The 18,954-nt window shown below is 44.7% G+C and carries 15 protein-coding genes; 10 read left to right on the forward strand and 5 right to left on the reverse strand.

Annotation, left to right across the window (positions count from 1 at the left end; all coding sequences use genetic code 11):
• The first annotated feature begins 70 nt into the window (after positions 1 to 70).
• The 6 genes from OQJ75_RS09120 to OQJ75_RS09145 all read left to right on the forward strand — a co-directional run bounded on the left by OQJ75_RS09120 (position 71) and on the right by OQJ75_RS09145 (position 7,533).
• Complete coding sequence (locus OQJ75_RS09120) at positions 71 to 1,105, forward strand: efflux RND transporter periplasmic adaptor subunit (protein WP_102435353.1); 1,035 nt, start codon at positions 71 to 73, stop codon at positions 1,103 to 1,105.
• Position 1,106: 1 nt separating this feature from the next.
• The gene (locus OQJ75_RS09125) at positions 1,107 to 2,192 is read left to right on the forward strand and encodes an efflux RND transporter periplasmic adaptor subunit (protein WP_102435352.1); all 1,086 of its coding nucleotides are present in this window, start codon (positions 1,107 to 1,109) and stop codon (positions 2,190 to 2,192) included.
• Entirely contained in the window at positions 2,185 to 5,295 is a 3,111-nt protein-coding gene (locus OQJ75_RS09130; protein ID WP_265972704.1) for an efflux RND transporter permease subunit, read from the forward strand. Before OQJ75_RS09125 ends, OQJ75_RS09130 begins: the two co-directional genes overlap by 8 nt.
• A 162-nt stretch (positions 5,296 to 5,457) precedes the next feature.
• On the forward strand, positions 5,458 to 6,024 hold the full coding sequence (locus OQJ75_RS09135; RefSeq protein WP_265972705.1) for a DNA-3-methyladenine glycosylase I: 567 nt from the start codon (positions 5,458 to 5,460) through the stop codon (positions 6,022 to 6,024).
• 109 nt (positions 6,025 to 6,133) lie between these two features.
• Positions 6,134 to 7,072: a winged helix-turn-helix domain-containing protein gene (locus OQJ75_RS09140; RefSeq protein WP_265972707.1), complete on the forward strand. Its 939-nt coding sequence runs from the start codon at positions 6,134 to 6,136 to the stop codon at positions 7,070 to 7,072.
• Complete coding sequence (locus OQJ75_RS09145; protein WP_048614470.1) at positions 7,063 to 7,533, forward strand: hypothetical protein; 471 nt, start codon at positions 7,063 to 7,065, stop codon at positions 7,531 to 7,533. The genes OQJ75_RS09140 and OQJ75_RS09145 overlap by 10 nt, the downstream gene beginning before the upstream one ends.
• Before the next feature lie 85 nt (positions 7,534 to 7,618).
• On the opposite strand, the gene OQJ75_RS09150 is transcribed toward OQJ75_RS09145, so the two are convergent.
• Positions 7,619 to 8,803 carry a cystathionine beta-lyase gene (locus tag OQJ75_RS09150; RefSeq protein WP_265972709.1) on the reverse strand — a complete coding sequence of 395 codons (1,185 nt, stop codon included), beginning with the start codon at positions 8,801 to 8,803 and terminating at the stop codon, positions 7,619 to 7,621.
• 181 nt (positions 8,804 to 8,984) lie between these two features.
• Complete coding sequence (gene cls, locus OQJ75_RS09155; RefSeq protein WP_265972711.1) at positions 8,985 to 10,439, reverse strand: cardiolipin synthase; 1,455 nt, start codon at positions 10,437 to 10,439, stop codon at positions 8,985 to 8,987.
• A gap of 367 nt (positions 10,440 to 10,806) precedes the next feature.
• Between cls and OQJ75_RS09160 the strand changes: the two genes are divergently transcribed.
• From OQJ75_RS09160 to OQJ75_RS09175, 4 genes are all read left to right on the forward strand, one after another.
• On the forward strand, positions 10,807 to 12,240 hold the full coding sequence (locus tag OQJ75_RS09160; RefSeq protein ID WP_265972712.1) for a sodium-dependent transporter: 1,434 nt from the start codon (positions 10,807 to 10,809) through the stop codon (positions 12,238 to 12,240).
• Positions 12,241 to 12,463: 223 nt separating this feature from the next.
• Positions 12,464 to 14,080, forward strand: coding sequence for a methyl-accepting chemotaxis protein (locus tag OQJ75_RS09165; protein ID WP_265972714.1), 1,617 nt, complete (start codon positions 12,464 to 12,466; stop codon positions 14,078 to 14,080).
• A gap of 207 nt (positions 14,081 to 14,287) precedes the next feature.
• Positions 14,288 to 14,986: a TIGR01621 family pseudouridine synthase gene (locus OQJ75_RS09170; protein ID WP_016768584.1), complete on the forward strand. Its 699-nt coding sequence runs from the start codon at positions 14,288 to 14,290 to the stop codon at positions 14,984 to 14,986.
• A gap of 8 nt (positions 14,987 to 14,994) precedes the next feature.
• On the forward strand, positions 14,995 to 15,948 hold the full coding sequence (locus OQJ75_RS09175; protein WP_265972717.1) for a class I SAM-dependent methyltransferase: 954 nt from the start codon (positions 14,995 to 14,997) through the stop codon (positions 15,946 to 15,948).
• Positions 15,949 to 16,028: 80 nt separating this feature from the next.
• Here OQJ75_RS09175 and OQJ75_RS09180 read toward each other — a convergent pair whose 3' ends face one another.
• From OQJ75_RS09180 to OQJ75_RS09190, 3 genes are read right to left on the reverse strand one after another with little or no spacing between them, the layout of a single operon-like run.
• Positions 16,029 to 16,646, reverse strand: coding sequence for a CDP-alcohol phosphatidyltransferase family protein (locus OQJ75_RS09180; RefSeq protein ID WP_050650213.1), 618 nt, complete (start codon positions 16,644 to 16,646; stop codon positions 16,029 to 16,031).
• Complete coding sequence (locus OQJ75_RS09185) at positions 16,636 to 17,286, reverse strand: ATP-binding cassette domain-containing protein (protein ID WP_052879894.1); 651 nt, start codon at positions 17,284 to 17,286, stop codon at positions 16,636 to 16,638. Before OQJ75_RS09185 ends, OQJ75_RS09180 begins: the two co-directional genes overlap by 11 nt.
• On the reverse strand, positions 17,252 to 18,952 hold the full coding sequence (locus OQJ75_RS09190) for an ABC transporter permease (RefSeq protein ID WP_265972722.1): 1,701 nt from the start codon (positions 18,950 to 18,952) through the stop codon (positions 17,252 to 17,254). Before OQJ75_RS09190 ends, OQJ75_RS09185 begins: the two co-directional genes overlap by 35 nt.
• Positions 18,953 to 18,954: the final 2 nt, after the last annotated feature.

Consider the following 18,954-nt stretch of genomic DNA (forward strand, 5'->3'; position numbering starts at 1 on the left):
TTACGATAACTGGTAACTTACATGTGATTAATCTATGTTAATAAGATACTTATAGATATGGATGATCACCATGTACAAAGCCTCCCTAGTCCTGTTGGTAACCCTGTCCGGGTTATCTGGGTGTGGTAAGGAGCTGCCTCCTGTTCCAGAGCCCGAATCAAGACCTGCTAAACTTTTCACTGTCTCCGTTGGTAATAATGCCTTTGAACGAAATTTCCCTGCCACTACCGAAGCGGGCGATAAAGCTGTCTTGGCCTTTCGTGTTCCAGGTTTACTGCAAACGCTCGATGTTACTGCTGGTCAACAGGTATCAAAAGGCGAAAAACTCGCGATGCTCAACCCTGATGAGTATCAGCTACTAGAGAAACAAGCCAGAGCTAACTTCAAACTTGCCGATGTGCAGTATCAGCGTGCGATTAAACTGCGTAAAGATAGAGTGGTCTCAGAGCAAGATTTTGATCAAGCGAAAGCCAACCACAACTCTGCTCGAGCTGTACTTAATCAAGCCAAAGCCAACTTACGCTACACCACATTAATTGCGCCTTATGAAGGCACCATTTCTATTATTCCTGCTGAAAACCATGAGTATATTGCGGCAAAGCAAGGGGTAATGAATATTCAAACCAATCAAATCCTCAAAGTCGTCTTCCTATTGCCTGATCAATTAATTACTCGCTTTTCTTCAGGTTTTGAAACAGACGCGACAATGGTATTCGATGCTTTTCCAGAACATTTTTACGAACTGACTTTTCAAGAGGTCGATACCGAAGCGGATCCAAAAACAGGTTCTTACAAAGTCACCATGATAATGGAGAGACCGACGGATATCGGGATCTTGCCGGGTATGTCTGGCACGGTGAAGCTGGTGTCAGCAATAGCGGCAGCAACCAAGATTCCAACTTCAGCGATGATGACTGATGGAGATGATGTCTCTGTATGGCGCGTGAATAACGATGGTATTGTTGAACAAGTTGCAATCGTGATTGACGAAAAACGTCATATTGTTTCAGGTTTAAATGATGGTGACCGCGTGGTGACTTCTGGTGTTAACGGTCTTGAATCTGGCGTTAAGGTTCGCGAGTGGATCAAGGAAAGGGGGCTTTAACATGAAGACAATTCAAATGGCTCTCGGCCTATCTTGTCTAGCTTTGCTGACTGCTTGTAAAGACAAGGGCAGCACGGAATCCGACAAGCTTCCTCTTGTCAAAGCTATTGAAATCTCTGTTCTCGACTTTAATGACAAGCTCTATTTCCCAGCCGTCGCCAATGCTGCTGAAAAAGCTCATCTTAGCTTTCGAGTGGCAGGTGAGATATTTAAGCTGGATGTTAAAGAAGGCGAGCGCGTAAAAGAGGGCGACATTCTTGCTGAGCTTGATCCGACTGATTACCAATTAGATGTCGACAACGCTCAAGCGAGATACACCGTAATTGATAGCCAATACAGACGTTCGAGCCCACTGGTTAAAAAAGGCTTATTGGCTAAGTCTCAGTTTGATGAAATCGCAGCTCAACGCCAAATTGCTTACGCCGAACTTGAATTGGCAAAACTGCGTTTGTCGTTTACTAAACTTCGTGCCCCTGTGGATGGGATTATTTCACGTGTCAGTGTCGACCAATATGAAAATATTCAAGTTGGACAACAAATCGTGAATATTCACAGCGTGGAAGATGTGGAAGTTATTATCCAACTTCCGGATCAAATCTACGTAAATCAACCTAGTGAGACGATCCTTTCTAACGTTGAAGCTTTAGTGAGGGTACCAAGCGGTAATGAGTACTCGGCGGGAATCAAAGAGTTTACGACTGAGCCCGATCCAAGCACGGGAACTTTCACCGTAACGTTAGCACTGCCGATGCCCAAAGATGATTTGATTCTTGATGGTATGGCGGTTGAAGTGACTTCGCACGGTAGAGATATCGGCCTTGAGCTAAAAGCTGGTGTGCTTATCCCAATTGAAGCGGTGTTCAATGCCGATGGGGATGACCTGACTCGTACAAATTCTTACGTATGGGTTCTCAATGATGACGATACTGTCTCTAAGCAGCAAGTCGTGTTAGGCAAAGCAAATCAGAAAACATTGCAGATTATCAAAGGATTAGAAATGGGGCAGCATGTCGTTGTTGCGGGCGTATCTCGATTGCGTGATGGGATGACAGTGGAAGTATTGTCTCAGGAGACGAACAATGAGTGAAGTGAATAACAAGCCTCAAAATGACGCTCCACAAGGTGATGACCAGATCACAGGTGTCGCGTCTTACTTCATACGTAACAAAGTCATCAGTTGGATGCTATCGCTGATCTTTCTGATTGGCGGTGTTTCTGCGTTTTTTGGCTTAGGTCGTTTAGAAGACCCAGCTTTCACCATTAAAGATGCAATGGTGGTTACCTCATACCCTGGGGCTACGCCACAACAAGTGGAAGAGGAAGTGACTTACCCGCTAGAGAAGGCGATACAACAGCTGACTTATGTGGACGAAGTTAACTCGATTTCAAGTCGTGGCCTGTCACAAGTTACGGTCACCATGAAAAACAACTACGGCCCAGACGACCTTCCGCAAATTTGGGATGAACTGCGTCGTAAGGTGAACGATCTCAAGGTGGAATTACCGCCCGGGGTGAATGATCCTCAGGTCATTGATGACTTCGGTGACGTTTACGGTATTTTGCTTGCCGTAACGGGGGATGGTTACAGTTATAAAGAGTTACTCGATTACATTGATTATCTAAGGCGAGAGCTGGAACTGGTTGATGGGGTCAGTAAAGTCTCTGTTTCCGGTCAACAGCAAGAGCAGGTTTTCATTGAAATATCGATGAAGCGGATAAGCTCTCTTGGGATATCTCCAAGCACCGTCTTTAACCTACTATCCACCCAAAATATTGTCTCCAGTGCTGGCGCAGTGCGGATAGGCGATGAATATATACGTATCCATCCAACCGGCGAGTTTCAAAACGTTGAACAACTTGGCGATTTGATTCTGACGGAAGGTGGCGCTCAAGGGCTTATCTACTTAAAAGATGTTGCCGACGTGACTCGTGGTTATGTTGAAGTGCCCACCAATATTATTGGTTACAACGGAAAACTGGCCCTCAACCTCGGGGTGTCCTTTGCTCAAGGCGTGAACGTGGTGGCGGTGGGTGAAGCTTTTGACCGAAGACTCGCCGAGCTAAAATATCAACAACCCGTCGGTATCGACATTTCTGAGGTTTATAACCAACCCAAAGAGGTAGACAAGTCGGTAAGCGGGTTTGTGGTGAGTTTAGGACAGGCGGTTGCGATCGTAATCGTAGTGTTACTGTTCTTCATGGGACTACGCTCGGGTCTGTTGATTGGCTTGATACTGTTGTTGACCGTTTTCGGTACCTTCATTTTTATGCAGTACTTCAAGATCGATCTACAACGTATTTCATTGGGCGCGTTGGTTATCGCCTTAGGGATGCTGGTGGATAACGCCATTGTAGTGGTGGAAGGGATATTGATCGGCACGCAAAAGGGTCGAACCCGGATGCAGGCCGCCACTGATATCGTAACCCAAACCAAATGGCCATTGCTTGGTGCAACGGTTATTGCGGTGACCGCGTTTGCTCCAATTGGTTTATCTGAAGACTCAACAGGTGAATACTGTGGCACCTTGTTCACGGTTCTACTGATCTCCTTGATGCTGAGTTGGTTTACTGCCATCTCGCTCACGCCGTTCTTTGCTGACATGTTCTTTAAAGGCCAGAAGGTTGATCCAGACAACGAAGGTAAAGACCCATACAACGGGATGGTTTTTGTTATCTACAAAAACTTCCTTGAGTTCTGTATGAAACGTGCATGGTTGACCATGTTTGTTCTGATTATTGGCTTAGGGGCGAGTGTATACGGCTTCGGTTTCGTTAAACAAGCTTTCTTCCCATCTTCAACCACACCTATGTTCCAAGTGGATGTATGGATGCCGGAAGGTACTGATATTCGAGCGACGAATACCAAGCTTAAAGTGCTTGAAGGTTGGTTAGCAGAGCAGGACGAAGTTGAACACATCACGACAACGGCGGGTAAAGGTCTGCAACGTTTCATGCTGACTTACTCTCCTGAGAAAAGTTATAGCGCATACGGCGAGATAACGGTTCGAGTGAAGAGTTATGAAGTACTTGAGGGGCTAATGCTGCGTTTCCGTGAACACGTAAACGGTCAGTTCCCTGAAATAGACTACAAGTTGAAACAAATCGAATTAGGTCCTGGTGGCGGTGCGAAAATTGAAGCACGAATTGTTGGCTCTGATCCAACGGTACTACGTTCAATTGCAGCGCAAGTGATGGATATCATGCGTGCTGATGAAGGCGCGTTTAACGTTCGTCACGATTGGCGTGAAAGAACTAAGGTATTAGAGCCTCAGTTCAATGAAAGCCAAGCGCGTCGTTATGGTATTACCAAATCTGACGTTGATGATTTCCTAGCGATGTCTTTCTCTGGTAAGTCGATTGGTGTGTATCGTGATGGTACAACGTTGATGCCGATTGTGGCTCGTTTACCTGAAGATGAGCGTGTCGATATTCGTAACATCGAAGGCATGAAGATCTGGAGCCCAGCATTAAGTGAGTACATTCCACTTCAACAAGTAACGTTAGGTTACGAGCTAGAATGGGAAGATCCACTGATCATCCGTAAGAACCGTAAGCGTATGCTGACGGTAATGGCGGATCCTGATCTATTGGGCGAAGAAACAGCATCAACGCTTCAAAAGCGTTTGCAGCCACAAATCGAAGCGATCGAAATGCCACCGGGATACTCGTTGGAGTGGGGTGGTGAATACGAGTCGTCAGCAGATGCACAGGCGTCACTGTTCACAACCATGCCTCTGGGTTACTTGTTCATGTTCTTAATCACGGTGTTCTTGTTTAACTCGGTGAAAGAGCCTCTGATTGTTTGGTTAACGGTTCCATTGGCGTTGATAGGAGTGACGACAGGCTTGTTAGCCTTGAATACACCATTCGGCTTTATGGCATTGTTGGGCTTCTTGAGTCTATCTGGGATGCTTCTGAAGAACGGTATCGTACTGCTTGATCAAATTGAGATTGAGATGAAGTCAGGTAAAGATCCATATGTAGCGGTTGTTGATGCGGCACTGAGTCGTGTTCGCCCGGTATGTATGGCGGCGATCACCACGATTCTAGGTATGATCCCTCTACTACCGGATATCTTCTTCAAACCAATGGCAGTAACCATCATGTTTGGTTTAGGCTTTGCGACAGTACTGACACTAATTGTTGTTCCTGTGCTTTACCGTTTATTTCATAAAATTGAAGTAAGGTAATATCCGTTACTCTAAGAATGAATGCCCCTTAATGGGGCATTATTTTTTGCTAAGTTGCTAAGTTGCTAAGTTGCTAAGTTGCTAAGTTGCTAAGTTGCTAAGTTGCTAATGGCTAATAATTAATGGTTAAAGGTCTAAAGACCCTAAATAAAGAGGCTTAAAATGGAAATAAATGCATCGGATCGAACATGTGCATGGGCACTCAAGCACGAGCTTGAAAGGGAATATCACGATAAGGAATGGGGTGTACCAGTTTACGATGACCAAGTTCTGTTTGAGTTCATTACTTTAGAAGGTGCTCAAGCGGGTCTGAGTTGGATTACGATCCTTAAAAAGCGTGAAGGGTATCGTGCCGCGTTCGATAATTACGATCTAAACAAGCTAGCTGAGTTGAATGAAGACAACGTGCCGCACATCATTGAAAACTTCGATGTGGTTAAACACAAGGGCAAGATTACTTCGGTATACAACAATGCGCGAGCAACGCTTGAATTACAGAAAGAGTTCGGCTCTCTATCAAATGCTTTATGGCAATTTGTCGATAATGAAGTGATCGTAAATCAATGGACCGAGATGTCTCAAGTTCCCGCTTCTACTGAGCAATCTAAAGCGATGAGTAAGTTTTTGAAGAAGAGAGGCTTTAAGTTTGTAGGGGAAACAATCTGTTACGCATTCATGCAAGCTACAGGTATGGTTAATGACCATATCGTAGGTTGTCCGTACAAATAAAAGTGTTATTTATCGTCGAAAAATAATTGCGTTAATATAGGAAAATTTACTGGTCATTTATAAACTATTCAATATCATATGCGACCAAATTCAAACCTAGAAGACGATAGTGAAACAACAAAGCTACCAAATCTGTGATGCTCGTTATGACCCTTTGCTTAGGCAGTTTGTGCGTGGAGATGGCCACGTAGAAACTATCGCGCCGATAGAAGGTAAGGTGTTTCTGTTTTTACTTGAAAATACCGGTGAGTGCATTGAACGAGGCCTGATATTTGATAGGTGCTGGGGCAATGTGATTGTCTCAGAGCAAGCGCTCACTAACGTGATATCTAAGATTAGAAAAACGCTGTCAAGAGTGACTTGTGGCTGTGCGACGATTCGCACGGTCAGTAAAACGGGCTATTTGCTTGAAATCGATGAGTCAATAAAGCCTAGCAAAACTGAAACTGTGCCTTTTCAAGTGACTGAGAAGGTATCTAAATCAAACTTTTCGCCTGTCGAGCAGGAAGTGTTGGCTGAGACTGAAATCTCTACAGATGTTAACGCGGCAACGGTCACTGATTCAGATCTCAAGACGTCTTCCAACCAAGAACTGAACTTAGCTGAATTAGAACCTTCAAATTCAAAAAGTAATACGCACCTAATTAAAGCGGGCTATTTAGTCGCATTGATTTGTGTCGTCGTAACGGCGTTCAACCTTTTCCAAACCTATTATACGCCACTGCCTTATTTTATTGATAAAGCCGAATATCGCGACAGCTATACAGATAATACCAATCACTATTTTTTCCATATTGCGCATAATGAATCCTATTCGTTACCTGCGATCACTCAAAAGTTAACGGGTGTGATACCTAGCCACTGCAACGTTGATGTTTTTGTCCGTATCTATCCGTCTGTAGACCAACCTGAAAATGATACGTTATACATGTTGGTGCAAAAGAAGGATGGCGAAGCGTTGAACTATAGCGCTTCTATTTTTAATGTAGCGTCGTCTTTTGATTCGTTTGCTCAGTACATGGAAAAGAGGGGTGATTTTTGCGATTAATTGGCTTACTCATTCTTTGTGCAATCGCCGCTTCGAGCTTCTTGTTAGAGCAAAACGAATTAGCAGGCACTCGATGGCACTGTAAAACGATCAAAACGGATTTCTTATCTCAGGCATTCCAACCATATCAAGCACTGTACGAACGCATAAGCCTTACTTTTCAGTCTGACCATACTTTTAGCATTAGAGAGTTTGTGACGATTACTGAGCAAGACGGTAACGAGAGTACGATGGAAAACCTTTATTCCGGCTACTACGGGCTGGATGGAAACAATCTGTCGATGAGCATTCTTGATGTGAGAACGGCAACGCCTTTTCATGATCCTGTTATTAATCAGGATTACAGTGAGTATAAAGGGGTGACGATTGACTACGCTATTGCAGTGAAGGATCAGTCTTTGTATATGTTCAATGAACATCGAACTGAAATATTCAATTGGGCGTGTTTTAACGTTCAGTAGCTTTTTAAAGCTATGTGTCTAATACGCTAATCTGAAAAAGGCAGGAATATCCTGCCTTTTTGGTCTGAGTCTGTTAACGCTTTAATCAAACGAGGGCGTTATAACGTTCTAACCCTGCTTCTAAGTCTGCAATCAGGTCATCAACGTCTTCTAAGCCGATATGAACACGAATCAAAGTACCTTCGAAGTTTGGATTCGCTACGGTTCTTAGGCTATCAAAACTGCTTGGTTCGTTTGCTAGAATCAAGCTCTCGAAACCACCCCATGAGTAACCCATGCTGAAGTGTGTCATGCCATCAAGCAGTGCAGTCGTTGCTTTTGTGTTTGAGTTCTTTAGAACAAAAGAGAACAGGCCATTGCCGCCAGTAAAATCTCGTTTGAAGAATTCATGACCCGGACAAGACTCAAGAGCAGGGTGACGAACATGGTCAACCTCAGGGCGAGTTTCTAACCACTTAGCGACTTTCAAGCTGCTCTCTGCGTGTTGGCGCAGACGAACATCAAGAGTGCGGATACCACGAAGACCAAGGTAAGCGTCATCTGGTGAAACGCATTGTCCCATTAAGTAACTCTGCTCACGTAGTTGATCCCAACATTTGTCGTTGGCTACCGCTGTACCTAGCATCACATCTGAGTGACCCACTATGTACTTGGTCGCTGCTTGAATCGAGATATCAACACCAAAATCAAATGGTGAGAAATTAACGCCTGCTGCCCAAGTGTTATCTAGCATCACTATGATGTCGTGCTCGTGGGCAATACGCGCGAGCGTTGGAATGTCTTGGACTTCCATGGTGACTGAACCAGGAGACTCGGTAAATAGCACCTTAGTGTTTGGTTTGATGAGGTCTTGGATGCCTTCACCAATCGTTGGTTCGTAGTAAGTTGTCTCTACACCCATCTTCTTCATGATGGTGTCACAGAAATCGCGAGTTGGCTCGTAACAGGTGTCGACCATCAAAATATGGTCGCCCGTTTCTACAAAAGAGAGAATGGCATTAGAGATAGCTGCCGTACCACAAGGGTAGAGTGCACAGCCTGCGCCACCTTCCACTTCCACCATGGCATCTTGGAAGGCGAAATGAGTGTTGGTTCCACGACGTCCGTAAAAAAGTGTTTTGTTAGCGCGGTTAATCGTAGCTTTACGCTTCTCTTCTACTGAGTTGAATACGACAGTTGAAGCGCGCTGTACTGGTGGGTTAACGACACCATTGGTCCACTTCTTATCACGACCTGCAGTGATCAGCTTAGTGGTTTTGTTCTCGGACATGCTGTGAATTCCTTATCAATCGGTTATGTCCTATTTAAAACATGCCAATAGCCTTCAAAGCAAGAGGGGAGCGGGAGTTTTTACGCTTTTCTTTCGCTTTTTAACCTTTCACTTAGTTAATGGTGAAAGGTTAAAAACTTACGGTAGGAAGTGATGAGTCGCAATCGACTCATCATATGTATTACAGCAGAGGGTTGAACAAATAGAACAATCTTTCAAAGAAGCGATTTCGTAAGTTTCTCTGCTCCCACTGCTCCAGTTCTACTGGATGCGATGACTCGATGTAAGACTGCTGAAGTTCAGATAGCTGCTGAGTGAAATGCACATCGTCAACGGCTAGCGTCACTTCGAAGTTAAGCCATAAGCTGCGCATGTCGATATTGACCGTTCCGATCAAACAAAATTCTTCATCGATAACAACCGACTTAGTATGAAGAAGGCCACCGTAAAACTCGTAGATCTTCACGCCAGCTTCAAGTAATTCCGTATAGAAAGCACGAGATGCCCACTTCACCATCAGTGAATCGTTGTTATGTGGAATGATCAGTTCTACGTTGACGCCTCGTTGCGCTGTCATTTTCAGTGTCTCTAACAAATCGGCACTTGGGACGAAATAGGGCGTCGTGATACGTACAGAATGATTCGCCTGATTGATCGCAATGGTTAGTACTTGCAGGATTAAATATTCAGGCATGCCAGGACCAGATGGCACGACTTGAACTGGATGATGCGTCATGACCTCTTCAACCGGACATTCTGGTAAATCAGGAAGGATTCGTTCGCCGGTTTCCACTTCCCAATCCCAACCATGAATGGCCGACAGCACATTTACGGTAGGGCCAGTTACACGAACCATTACGTCAATCCACTGGCCCACACCTGAACTTTGTTTGAAGTGAGCAGGGTCAACCATGTTCATTGAACCGGTATAGGCAATGGTTTCATCAATCACGATGATCTTACGGTGTTGTCTCAGATCTAGACGGCGTAAGAAAATACGCCAAGGGCTAACCTCTAATGCTTGGACAACTTGCACACCTGCGTCTTTCATCATTGATAGCCAATGGCTTTTGAAAAAGCGCGGGCTACCGGCTGAGTCAAGTAGGACCTTAACATCTACACCACGTTTGGCTGCTCGAATAAGAGCTGAAGCTACGGAATCGGTCAGGCCACCAGGGTGCCAAATGTAGAAAACCATCTTGATGCTGGTCTGGGCGTTTTCTATATCTTCGATAATGGCGTGTAGGATCTCATTGGGTGAAGATTGCAGTGAAAGTGTGTTTCCACTAAGCGCAGGAATACCCATTCTGTTATTACAGAGTTCATCGATTTTGTGGATAGGGGATCCCACTTTGCCGGGAAGATGCAGTTGGCAATCATTTAATTGGCGGAACCAGTCACCAAAGGGAGTAAACATACGATGTGCACGCTCAGCCCTTTTTCTTCCTAGGTTTAGCTCTCCGAAAAGGAAGTAACAAGCGACACCTACAATTGGGATAATGTAGATAACCATCAACCACGCGAGAGAAACGCTGACAGAGCGTCGTTTTAGTACGACACGGAAAGTCACACCGGCTACAAGTACCCAGTACAAAGCGACAGAAGCCAAAGTTAAAAAATGGTAGAGCTTTTCCACATTGAATACTCGAAAAAAGAGACACTTAGATAGTAATGCTATTTTACGGATATGGGAATTTAAGGAATCAACTATTTACAAAATAGAGCAAAAGCTGTAAACAGGTTAAAGTTGTTAAGTTTTGGTTAACTTAAGAAGAAAACGATTGTTTTGTATGAAAAGTCGGCATTTAACCATAAAAATTTACATTGGTAACGAAATATGTACGGTTCGGACTTCCAATTTTATTCTTAAACTGGTTTACTTGCCATACAACGAGCGTCAATCAAATCTTTTAGGTGTGTAAATTTATCTGTACACCTTATCTTTTAAAGACGCCACCCAAAGCAAAACACAACATCACATAACACAAAAGTTTGGAGTACACGTGGCTACTAGTAATACAACCACAACACCCCGCGATACCTGGGGTTCGAAGTTAGGATTCGTAATGGCTGCAGCAGGTTCTGCTGTTGGTCTAGGTAACATTTGGAAATTCCCTTACACAGCAGGCGAAAGTGGCGGCGGTGCATTCGTTGCAATTTACCTGTTTTTTGTAATCTTCATCGGTTTCAGTGTCATGCTGACTGAATTTGCTATTGGCCGTCATACGCAAAAATCAGCAGTAGGCGCATTTAAAACAACTGACCGTCGTTGGACGTTCGCTGGTGTTATCGGCGTAGTCAGTGGTCTACTTATCATGGGTTTCTACCCTGTAGTAGGTGGCTGGTCTATCGCATACATCGGTAAGATTGCTGGTGGTCTACTAGATGCACCTGAAGCAATCGGTGACAGCTTCGGTGGCTTTATCTCAAACCCAGTTCAACCACTTATGTGGATGGGCCTATACCTACTACTTAACATTGTTATTGTTATGAAGGGTATCTCTGGTGGTATTGAGAAAGCGGGTAAGATCCTGATGCCACTTCTTTTCATTATCCTTATCGTGGTATCAATCAAAGGCATCATGCTTCCGGGCGCGATGGCTGGTCTTGAATTCCTATTCAGCCCTGATTTCTCTAAAGTAGACAGCGGTGTAATCCTAGCTGCACTAGGTCAAGCATTCTTCTCACTATCTCTTGGTATGGGTTGTATGTTGACTTACGGTTCTTACCTTAAGAAGAAAGAGAACCTAGTTCAAACTACAGCTATGGTTACTGCAATGGATACTGGTGTTGCTATCCTAGCTGGTGTTGCAATGTTCCCTGCAATGTTCGCATTCGGTATGGAGCCTGCAGCTGGTCCTGGTCTAGTATTCGTTGTTGTCCCTCAGCTATTCGCTGAAATGGGCGGCGTAGTTGGTCTTCTATTCGCTCTAATGTTCTTCGTTGGTCTAAGTGTTGCGGCACTGACTTCTTCAGTATCTCTACTTGAAGTTGTGGTTTCTTACCTAATCGACGAGAAAGGCATGAAGCGTGTGACTGCAGTACTGTCTGCAAGTGTAGTTATGGCGATTCTATGTATCTTCGCTTCTCTATCACTTGGCGGTTTCGGTCCAACACTGTTTGGTACTGGTGCATTCGATATCTTCGACTTACTAACGGATAAAATCTTCCTAGCAGTTGGCGGTATGTTGGTATGTATCTTCGCTGGTTGGAGACTAAACCGTGCTGACCTAGAGAAAGAAATCACTAACGACGGTGAAGTACCTTTCCCTCTATTCGGTCTATGGTACACACTAGTTAAGTACATCATCCCAGTAGCTATCGCTATCGTAGCGTTCATGGGTATCTCTTCTGGCTTCGACAGCGGTAAAGGTGCAATCATGCTACTAGGTATTGGTATTATTGCTGGCTCTGCGCTTATCTCTAAGAAGTTATAGTTCTAAGAAGCTACAGTTCTAAGAAACCATAGCTCTTAGAAGCTACAATCACAAGTTAAAGCAAGTTAAAAAACGGGAGCCATTGGCTCCCTTTTTTTTGTTTTAAATACTTAATTCTTATCGAAAAATAAAAGTTATGCATTCACTAAAGTTATCCGTTTGCTAGCCGATATATTTATTGGTTAGGGCTGTTCAGTCCGTATTTAATTTAAGTAGGTGTTGTGTGAAATTGTCAGTGAGAAAGAAACTGTATGCCGGTTTTGGCTCTATATTGGCGGTGCTTGTCACGTTAGTCAGTATTGTATGGATAGAGGTTATTGGCGCTCATAAAAGTGCTGATGAGATCAGAATGGACGATGTACCGGGCACTGTTACCTATCTTGTTCTGATCGATGAAGCTGGAGATGTCTATCGAGATGCTCTGGGTGCAATCACTCTGGTCGATAATGCACTCAATGATTATCGAACCAACAAGAACGAATTTACTCAAGCAATCGAACAAGCAAAACGTTTGGAGAGTCGAGGATCTGAAGACCATCGCCGTATTCAGCGAATTGAAGACCTGATGGGGCGTTTCACTCAAGAGTTTGAATCAAAGCTTGTACCGAAGATCAATGATGAAGCTGCGCTACTAGCTAACATTCAACAGCTACGATCTTTGTATGAGAGCAATCTTATCCCTATTGAGAACTTGCTGGATCAAGCATCAGCAAGTGAGCGCGCAGATACAGAGCAGTCATTACTGACACTAACCGATACGTTTACTACCATCGAGCGCACCATTATGGTGTTGTCTGCGATTGCTATAGTCTTTGGTTGTGTGATTGCGTACGTATTGTCTAGTTCTATAACCAACCGTCTGACTCGTGTTGAACAAGTAGCACGACGTGTAGCAAATGGTGACCTAACGGCAGGCGATATTATTGATGATTCTGGTGATGAATTGGCTGAGCTTGCTAAGTCGATTAACCAGATGCAGAAATCGCTAGTAGACCTACTAGGTTCTATCTCGTCTGTGACTCATCAAGTTCAATCTGTGACAGGGGAGCTCTCTTCTATTAGCCAAGACATCGTGACTGGCGCATCAGCTCAAGCAGACAAAGCTAACTTGATTGCAACTGCTGCTGAAGAGCTAAGTTTGACCATTTCTGAAGTGGCTCAACAAGGTACTTCTACTTATGAAGAAGCACGTCGCTCTGAAACGTCTGCAGACGATGGCCGCAACGTGATTGTTGAGATGGTGGCAAGTATTCAACAAGTGTCGACTCAAATGAGCGATATGTCGTTGCAAATGAATACTTTAGGTTCTCACGGTGAGCAGATTGGTAGCGTTATCAAGGTAATCGAAGACATTGCTGAGCAAACTAACCTGCTAGCTCTTAACGCTGCAATCGAAGCGGCTCGTGCAGGCGAGTTCGGTCGTGGTTTTGCTGTGGTTGCCGATGAAGTTCGCGCGTTAGCAGAAAGAACGACCAAAGCGACACAAGAAGTGTCTGGCATCATTCAATCGATTCAGTCGGGCACGCAAGAAGCGGTGACTTACACCAAAGATAACTGCCGTTTGGTGGAGATTGGCGTAGAGCAAAGCTCAGGTGCTGTTTCAGCGCTAGAAGCGATTGTAAGCGGTGCGGGTAATGTACAAAGCATGGTTAACTCTATCGCGACAGCAGCAGAAGAACAGACGGCTGTGACTAAAGAGATTGCGGCGGATATTACGGCGATCAGTGATATCTCTGAGCAGTCTTTGCAACTGGCGACGCGTAGCTCTGAAAACACTTCAGGTTTGAATGCTAAGGTTGCTGAGTTAGAAGCACTGGTTGGTAAGTTCAAGCTTGCTTAGTGCTTAGTGCTTAGTGCTCAGTTCGCATTCAATCGGAACTAAAAATCGATTACTGAAAGCGAACAATTAGAAACAAGCCCAATGTTAATTGAGTTAATTGAGTTAATTGAGTTAATTGAGTTAATTGAGTTAGTTGGGCTTTTTCGTAGCTGGAATCTGGGTTCAGACGCGGTATACTCCACGTTCTACAATGGAGCTAGCCTTTACATGTTCGATATCCTTCTGAACCATCCTGATTTTTTACTTATTAACAAGCACCCTGGCGTCAGCGTTCATAAAGACGATGGCGATACCATGTTGCTTCAAGAAGTTGCTCAAGCGATTAATGAGCCTAAGTTATATCTTGTACATCGCCTTGATAAAATGACTTCAGGTATTCTACTGCTAGCAAAGAATGCTTCGGCAGCAAGCGAGCTTTCGCAGTTGTTCGCAAAGCGTGAGGTTGAGAAATATTACCTTGCGATCGGTTCTAAAAAGCCAAAGAAAAAGCAGGGTTTGATTTCAGGTGATATGGAACGTTCAAGACGTTCTAGTTGGAAGCTTCTGACATCCAAAGAGAACCCAGCGATTACCCAGTTTTTATCGGCAACGGCAGCACCCGGCGAGCGTTTGCTATTATGTAAGCCCTATACAGGAAGGACGCATCAGATCCGTGTCGCGATGAAGTCGATCGGCTCCGCTATTGTTGGTGACCCTATTTATAATCCATCGAGTGAGGCTGACAGAGGCTATCTGCACGCTTTCGCGATTCGATTTACCTATCAATCCCAAGCCTACGAATATGTCTGTGACCCAAGGAACCTTGATTCCTTGGGTGAGAAGTGGCATCAAGAAACCGTGTCTAATGGTTTAGACAGTTGGCTTGAACCTTGGTCATTAACTTGGCCAAAGCTAAACACTAAGTGAGTGAAATAATGGAAGCATCAGCTTTACCTCTGTTTTTTAGTCATATTGAACAGCAACTTAATGAAGTACCAAACGAACTACGCCGTATCTTTCATGGTCGTGGTAAGTTTTGGCCTGGTCTAGAACAACTGACATGTGACTGGGTTGATGGACAACTACTGGTTAACGTGTTTAAAGAGGTAGACGGCGAATTCTTGTCATCTCTCAAAGCTGGATTGGTTGAACTCACTAACAGAGATATTTGGCAATCAAAGCATGGCACAAGCATTGTTCTGCAACACCGTTACGCCGATGGTGCGCCTTCAGAGGTTCTATGGGGCGAGTTGAATGACTCTCCGGTTGTGGTCGAGCACGGTCTTAAGTATCAATTAGACATTGGCCGTAATCAGAACTTCGGTCTGTTCCTAGACATGCGTAATGGTCGTCAGTGGGTACAAGATAATGCCAAGGATAAGAATGTTCTTAACTTGTTCGCATACACTTGTGGTTTCTCTGTCGCGGCTATCGCTGGTGGCGCTCGTCAATGTATGAATGTTGATATGTCGCGTGGTTCATTGAATAAAGGCCGTGATAATCATCGTTTGAATGACCACGATATGCGCTCGGTAAACTTCCTTGGTTACGATATCTTTAAGTCGTGGGGGAAAATTAAGAAAGGTGGTCCATACGAGTTGGTTATCATCGATCCGCCATCTTTCCAGAAAGGCAGTTTTGCTTTAACCAAAGATTACAAAAAGATCCTACGTCGTTTGCCTGAACTTCTAACGGAAGGTGGAGAAGTGATTGCTTGTGTTAACTCACCAGCAGTATCACCCAACTTCTTGATTGAAACGATGGCAGAAGAAGCGCCAAGCGTTGAGTTTATTGAACGTTTAGACAACCCGCCTGAGTTTGTCGATGTCGACCTTGATTCAAGCCTAAAGGTGCTGAGGTTTAAGATAAGCGCTTCTGCTGACGCTTAATTGATTCTATACATTAGTTAGAAAAAACGCCGCTCATCATTGAGCGGCGTTTTAGTTTGAAAGGAACGCAGAAACTGAAACTAGCTGGTTTGATTCTTGAGTGTCTGGAACCCAAAATAAATTCGCATGAACGTAGTTAGCCAACATGCCGCACCAAAGGTGTATGCGATAACCGCAAAGTGTTGCGGCCAAATACAAAAGGCAATGAAACAGGCGATAGTCTCTGTGCCTTCAGTTAATCCAGACATATAGTAGAGCGACTTGTGCTTATAAACGGGGTTCTCGATTCCTCGTTTGCCTGCCATAACCGCAAATGCTAAAAAGCTGCTGCCTGTGCCGATAAAAGAGAAGATCAAAAATGCACCGGCAATGGCGTTATGTTCTGGGTTGGCAATGACAAATCCAAACGGGATTAACGAATAGAAAAGGAAATCTAGGCTGATATCGAGGAATCCACCTGCATCACTGATGCCTTGGATTCGAGCTAAAGCGCCATCGAGCCCATCACATACTCTGTTGAATACAATGAACCCCAACGCCCATTCGTATTGCTGAAATGCTAACGCTGGAAATGCTAAACACCCAACCAGAAATCCGAATAACGTGGTTTGATTGGCCGTGATACCCAATTGGTTCAGTAACTTAGCAGACTGATTTAATGGCCACTTAATGACCTTAATGGAGTACTTATCCAGCATGGTTACTTCTCCATGGCCAAGACAGTACTTCTGCCCCTTGAGGTACATCGGCTTCGTCGTGCGTGACCATTAATGTGGGGATATTCGCTTTGGTCAATTGTTCAAACACCCAATCGCGAAATTGTGCTCTTAACTCTTGGTCCAGTTTGCTGAACGGTTCGTCGAGCAGGGCGAGTTTCGGCTTCGCCAATAACATACGAGTTAAGCTTATTCTTGCGCGTTGACCGCCAGATATTTGATCCGGGAAAGATTCAGCTAAGTGAGTTAGCTCTATGTCTTTTAGTGCAGCCATTGCTTGCTTTTGGCGAGCGGAACCTTTAACAGAGTTCGGTAACGAAAAGGCCAAGTTTTCCCATACTTTGAGGTGCGGAAACAACAAGTCATCTTGAAACAAAATACCGACCTCACGCTGATGTGATGGAAGCTCGTCGAGCTGAATATCGTTCAACACAACGGTGCCAGAATACGAAAACTCTTCACTTAAGTGACCAGCAATCGCATCCAGTAAGGTCGACTTTCCGCAGCCACTCGGCCCCATCAAAGCCAGTATTTGGCCAGATTCTAATGTTACGTTTAGCGCTGAGAACAGCGAATCTCCATCGGTTTTACGGATGGCGAGGTCGTTGAGGTACAGACTCATTACTTAGGAAACCTTTAAAAGTAAGACGGCGATATCTAAGTTGAAGTCGGCTGACTAATATCGCTAAAGAGAAAAAGAACAGAGGCAATAGGGCCTGCCAAATGGCATAGATTGCTGTCACCCTGCGGTCGAAACCACTGGTTAGGGCAACGGCTTCTGTGGTGATAGTGCTAATACGGCCCGCACCGAGCATCAATGTTGGCAAGTACTGAGCCAAACTAACGCTGATCCCGACCGCCCAAGCAAAGGCAATCGCAGGAAGCAAGATTGGTAGTTTGACCGAATACCAACTCTGAAATGGCGATTTACCTAGGCTCAGCGAGGCTTTAATCAACCCATCATTGAAGCTTTTCCACGGGCCGTCCAAAGACAGGTATACAAACGGGAAAGCAAAGAAAACATGCGCCCAAATCACCCAGAACTCATAGGCACTACTGCCGATGTAGAGGGTCGTGACCTGCATACCAAACAATACCGAGAGTTGAGGTATTAACATTGGGATAGCGATAATGAAGCCCGGAACTTGCCACTTGTATTTGATTCTGTATTCGTGAGCAACCAACGCAAGTAACAGAGCGACTGAAGCTGCAATAAGACCAATCCATAAGCTTTGACCCACAGTACTCATGATGCCATCCCATTCGAACTCCCAGAAACGCATGCTGTAGCGGCTCGGCAGTAAATCAGGGAAGCGCCAACGCTGAGCAACACTCCAAATTACCATTAAAGGAATGATCAGCAATGAAAGGCTAGCAAGCACTGTAAATACGGTTTTCCCCGGCAAGTTAGCTCCTGTTCGTCCTGAATACTGCCAAGTTCGAAAGTACTTAAGAACCGCCCATTCAACTAAACGCGCCAAGGCGATGATCAACGAAGCTAAACCAAATAAAACGATGGCACCAGCAGCAGCTCGCGGAAGTAGGTTAAGATCAGCATCGTTGAACCATTGCCATACCAAAACGGCAAAGGTCGGTGGGTTAGTTGGGCCAATGATCAGAGCAATATCGACAACCGAGACACTGTAAGCGAGTACCGCCAGCATTGGGAATCTAAGCTTGGTAAACCATTGTGGGAAAATACATTTCCACCAGATCTGAGCTCGGCTATAACCTAGAGAAGCACTCACCTTAGTGATACGCTCTACATCAATTTGTTGAAGTATCGAAATGCTCATCAACAACAAGAAAGGGACTTCTTTGAACGCTAACATGATGATGAGACCGAAAGCGTATGGGTCTTTCACCAATAACGCTAATTCAGAGCTCGTAGCCGATTCGCCGAGCAAGTGATGTACAGCTCTTGCGCCAAGCCCCGTCGGACTGAACAGAAAAGCAAAGCCGATAGCGAAAGCCACATGTGGAATGGCAAGCATTGGCGATAGTGTTAACTCTATCTTTCTCCAAAACTTGTTTCCCCAAGAGGCTTGAAGAATACAAAAGGTCAGGAAGCAGGCTATGTAGCTGCTTGCAATCGCCGAGCCTAGGCTTAAGCCAATAGAGTGCCAAGCCCCTTCCCATTGAAATACTTGGTCAAAACCGTTGAGTGTTGGCTCCTCTAAACCTAGGGGCGGGATGAAACTCAGTGACGAAGCCACCACTCCCGCTACCCCAGGAATGGTTGGGATAATGCACACAGCTATAACAACAAAATATAGAGCACGTAGCATGA

Source organism: Vibrio sp. 14G-20 (assembly GCF_026241515.1).
Classification (GTDB): domain Bacteria; phylum Pseudomonadota; class Gammaproteobacteria; order Enterobacterales; family Vibrionaceae; genus Vibrio.

What these genes read in the sequence shown, in the direction of transcription:
- OQJ75_RS09170 (WP_016768584.1), top strand. Translation starts at nt 14,288, where the DNA reads ATGTTCGATATCCTTCTGAACCATCCTGATTTTTTACTTATTAACAAG.
- OQJ75_RS09130 (WP_265972704.1), top strand. Translation starts at nt 2,185, where the DNA reads ATGAGTGAAGTGAATAACAAGCCTCAAAATGACGCTCCACAAGGTGAT.
- OQJ75_RS09150 (WP_265972709.1), bottom strand. Translation starts at nt 8,803, where the DNA reads ATGTCCGAGAACAAAACCACTAAGCTGATCACTGCAGGTCGTGATAAG.
- OQJ75_RS09180 (WP_050650213.1), bottom strand. Translation starts at nt 16,646, where the DNA reads ATGCTGGATAAGTACTCCATTAAGGTCATTAAGTGGCCATTAAATCAG.
- OQJ75_RS09185 (WP_052879894.1), bottom strand. Translation starts at nt 17,286, where the DNA reads ATGAGTCTGTACCTCAACGACCTCGCCATCCGTAAAACCGATGGAGAT.
- OQJ75_RS09125 (WP_102435352.1), top strand. Translation starts at nt 1,107, where the DNA reads ATGAAGACAATTCAAATGGCTCTCGGCCTATCTTGTCTAGCTTTGCTG.
- OQJ75_RS09135 (WP_265972705.1), top strand. Translation starts at nt 5,458, where the DNA reads ATGGAAATAAATGCATCGGATCGAACATGTGCATGGGCACTCAAGCAC.
- OQJ75_RS09190 (WP_265972722.1), bottom strand. Translation starts at nt 18,952, where the DNA reads ATGCTACGTGCTCTATATTTTGTTGTTATAGCTGTGTGCATTATCCCA.
- OQJ75_RS09175 (WP_265972717.1), top strand. Translation starts at nt 14,995, where the DNA reads ATGGAAGCATCAGCTTTACCTCTGTTTTTTAGTCATATTGAACAGCAA.
- OQJ75_RS09120 (WP_102435353.1), top strand. Translation starts at nt 71, where the DNA reads ATGTACAAAGCCTCCCTAGTCCTGTTGGTAACCCTGTCCGGGTTATCT.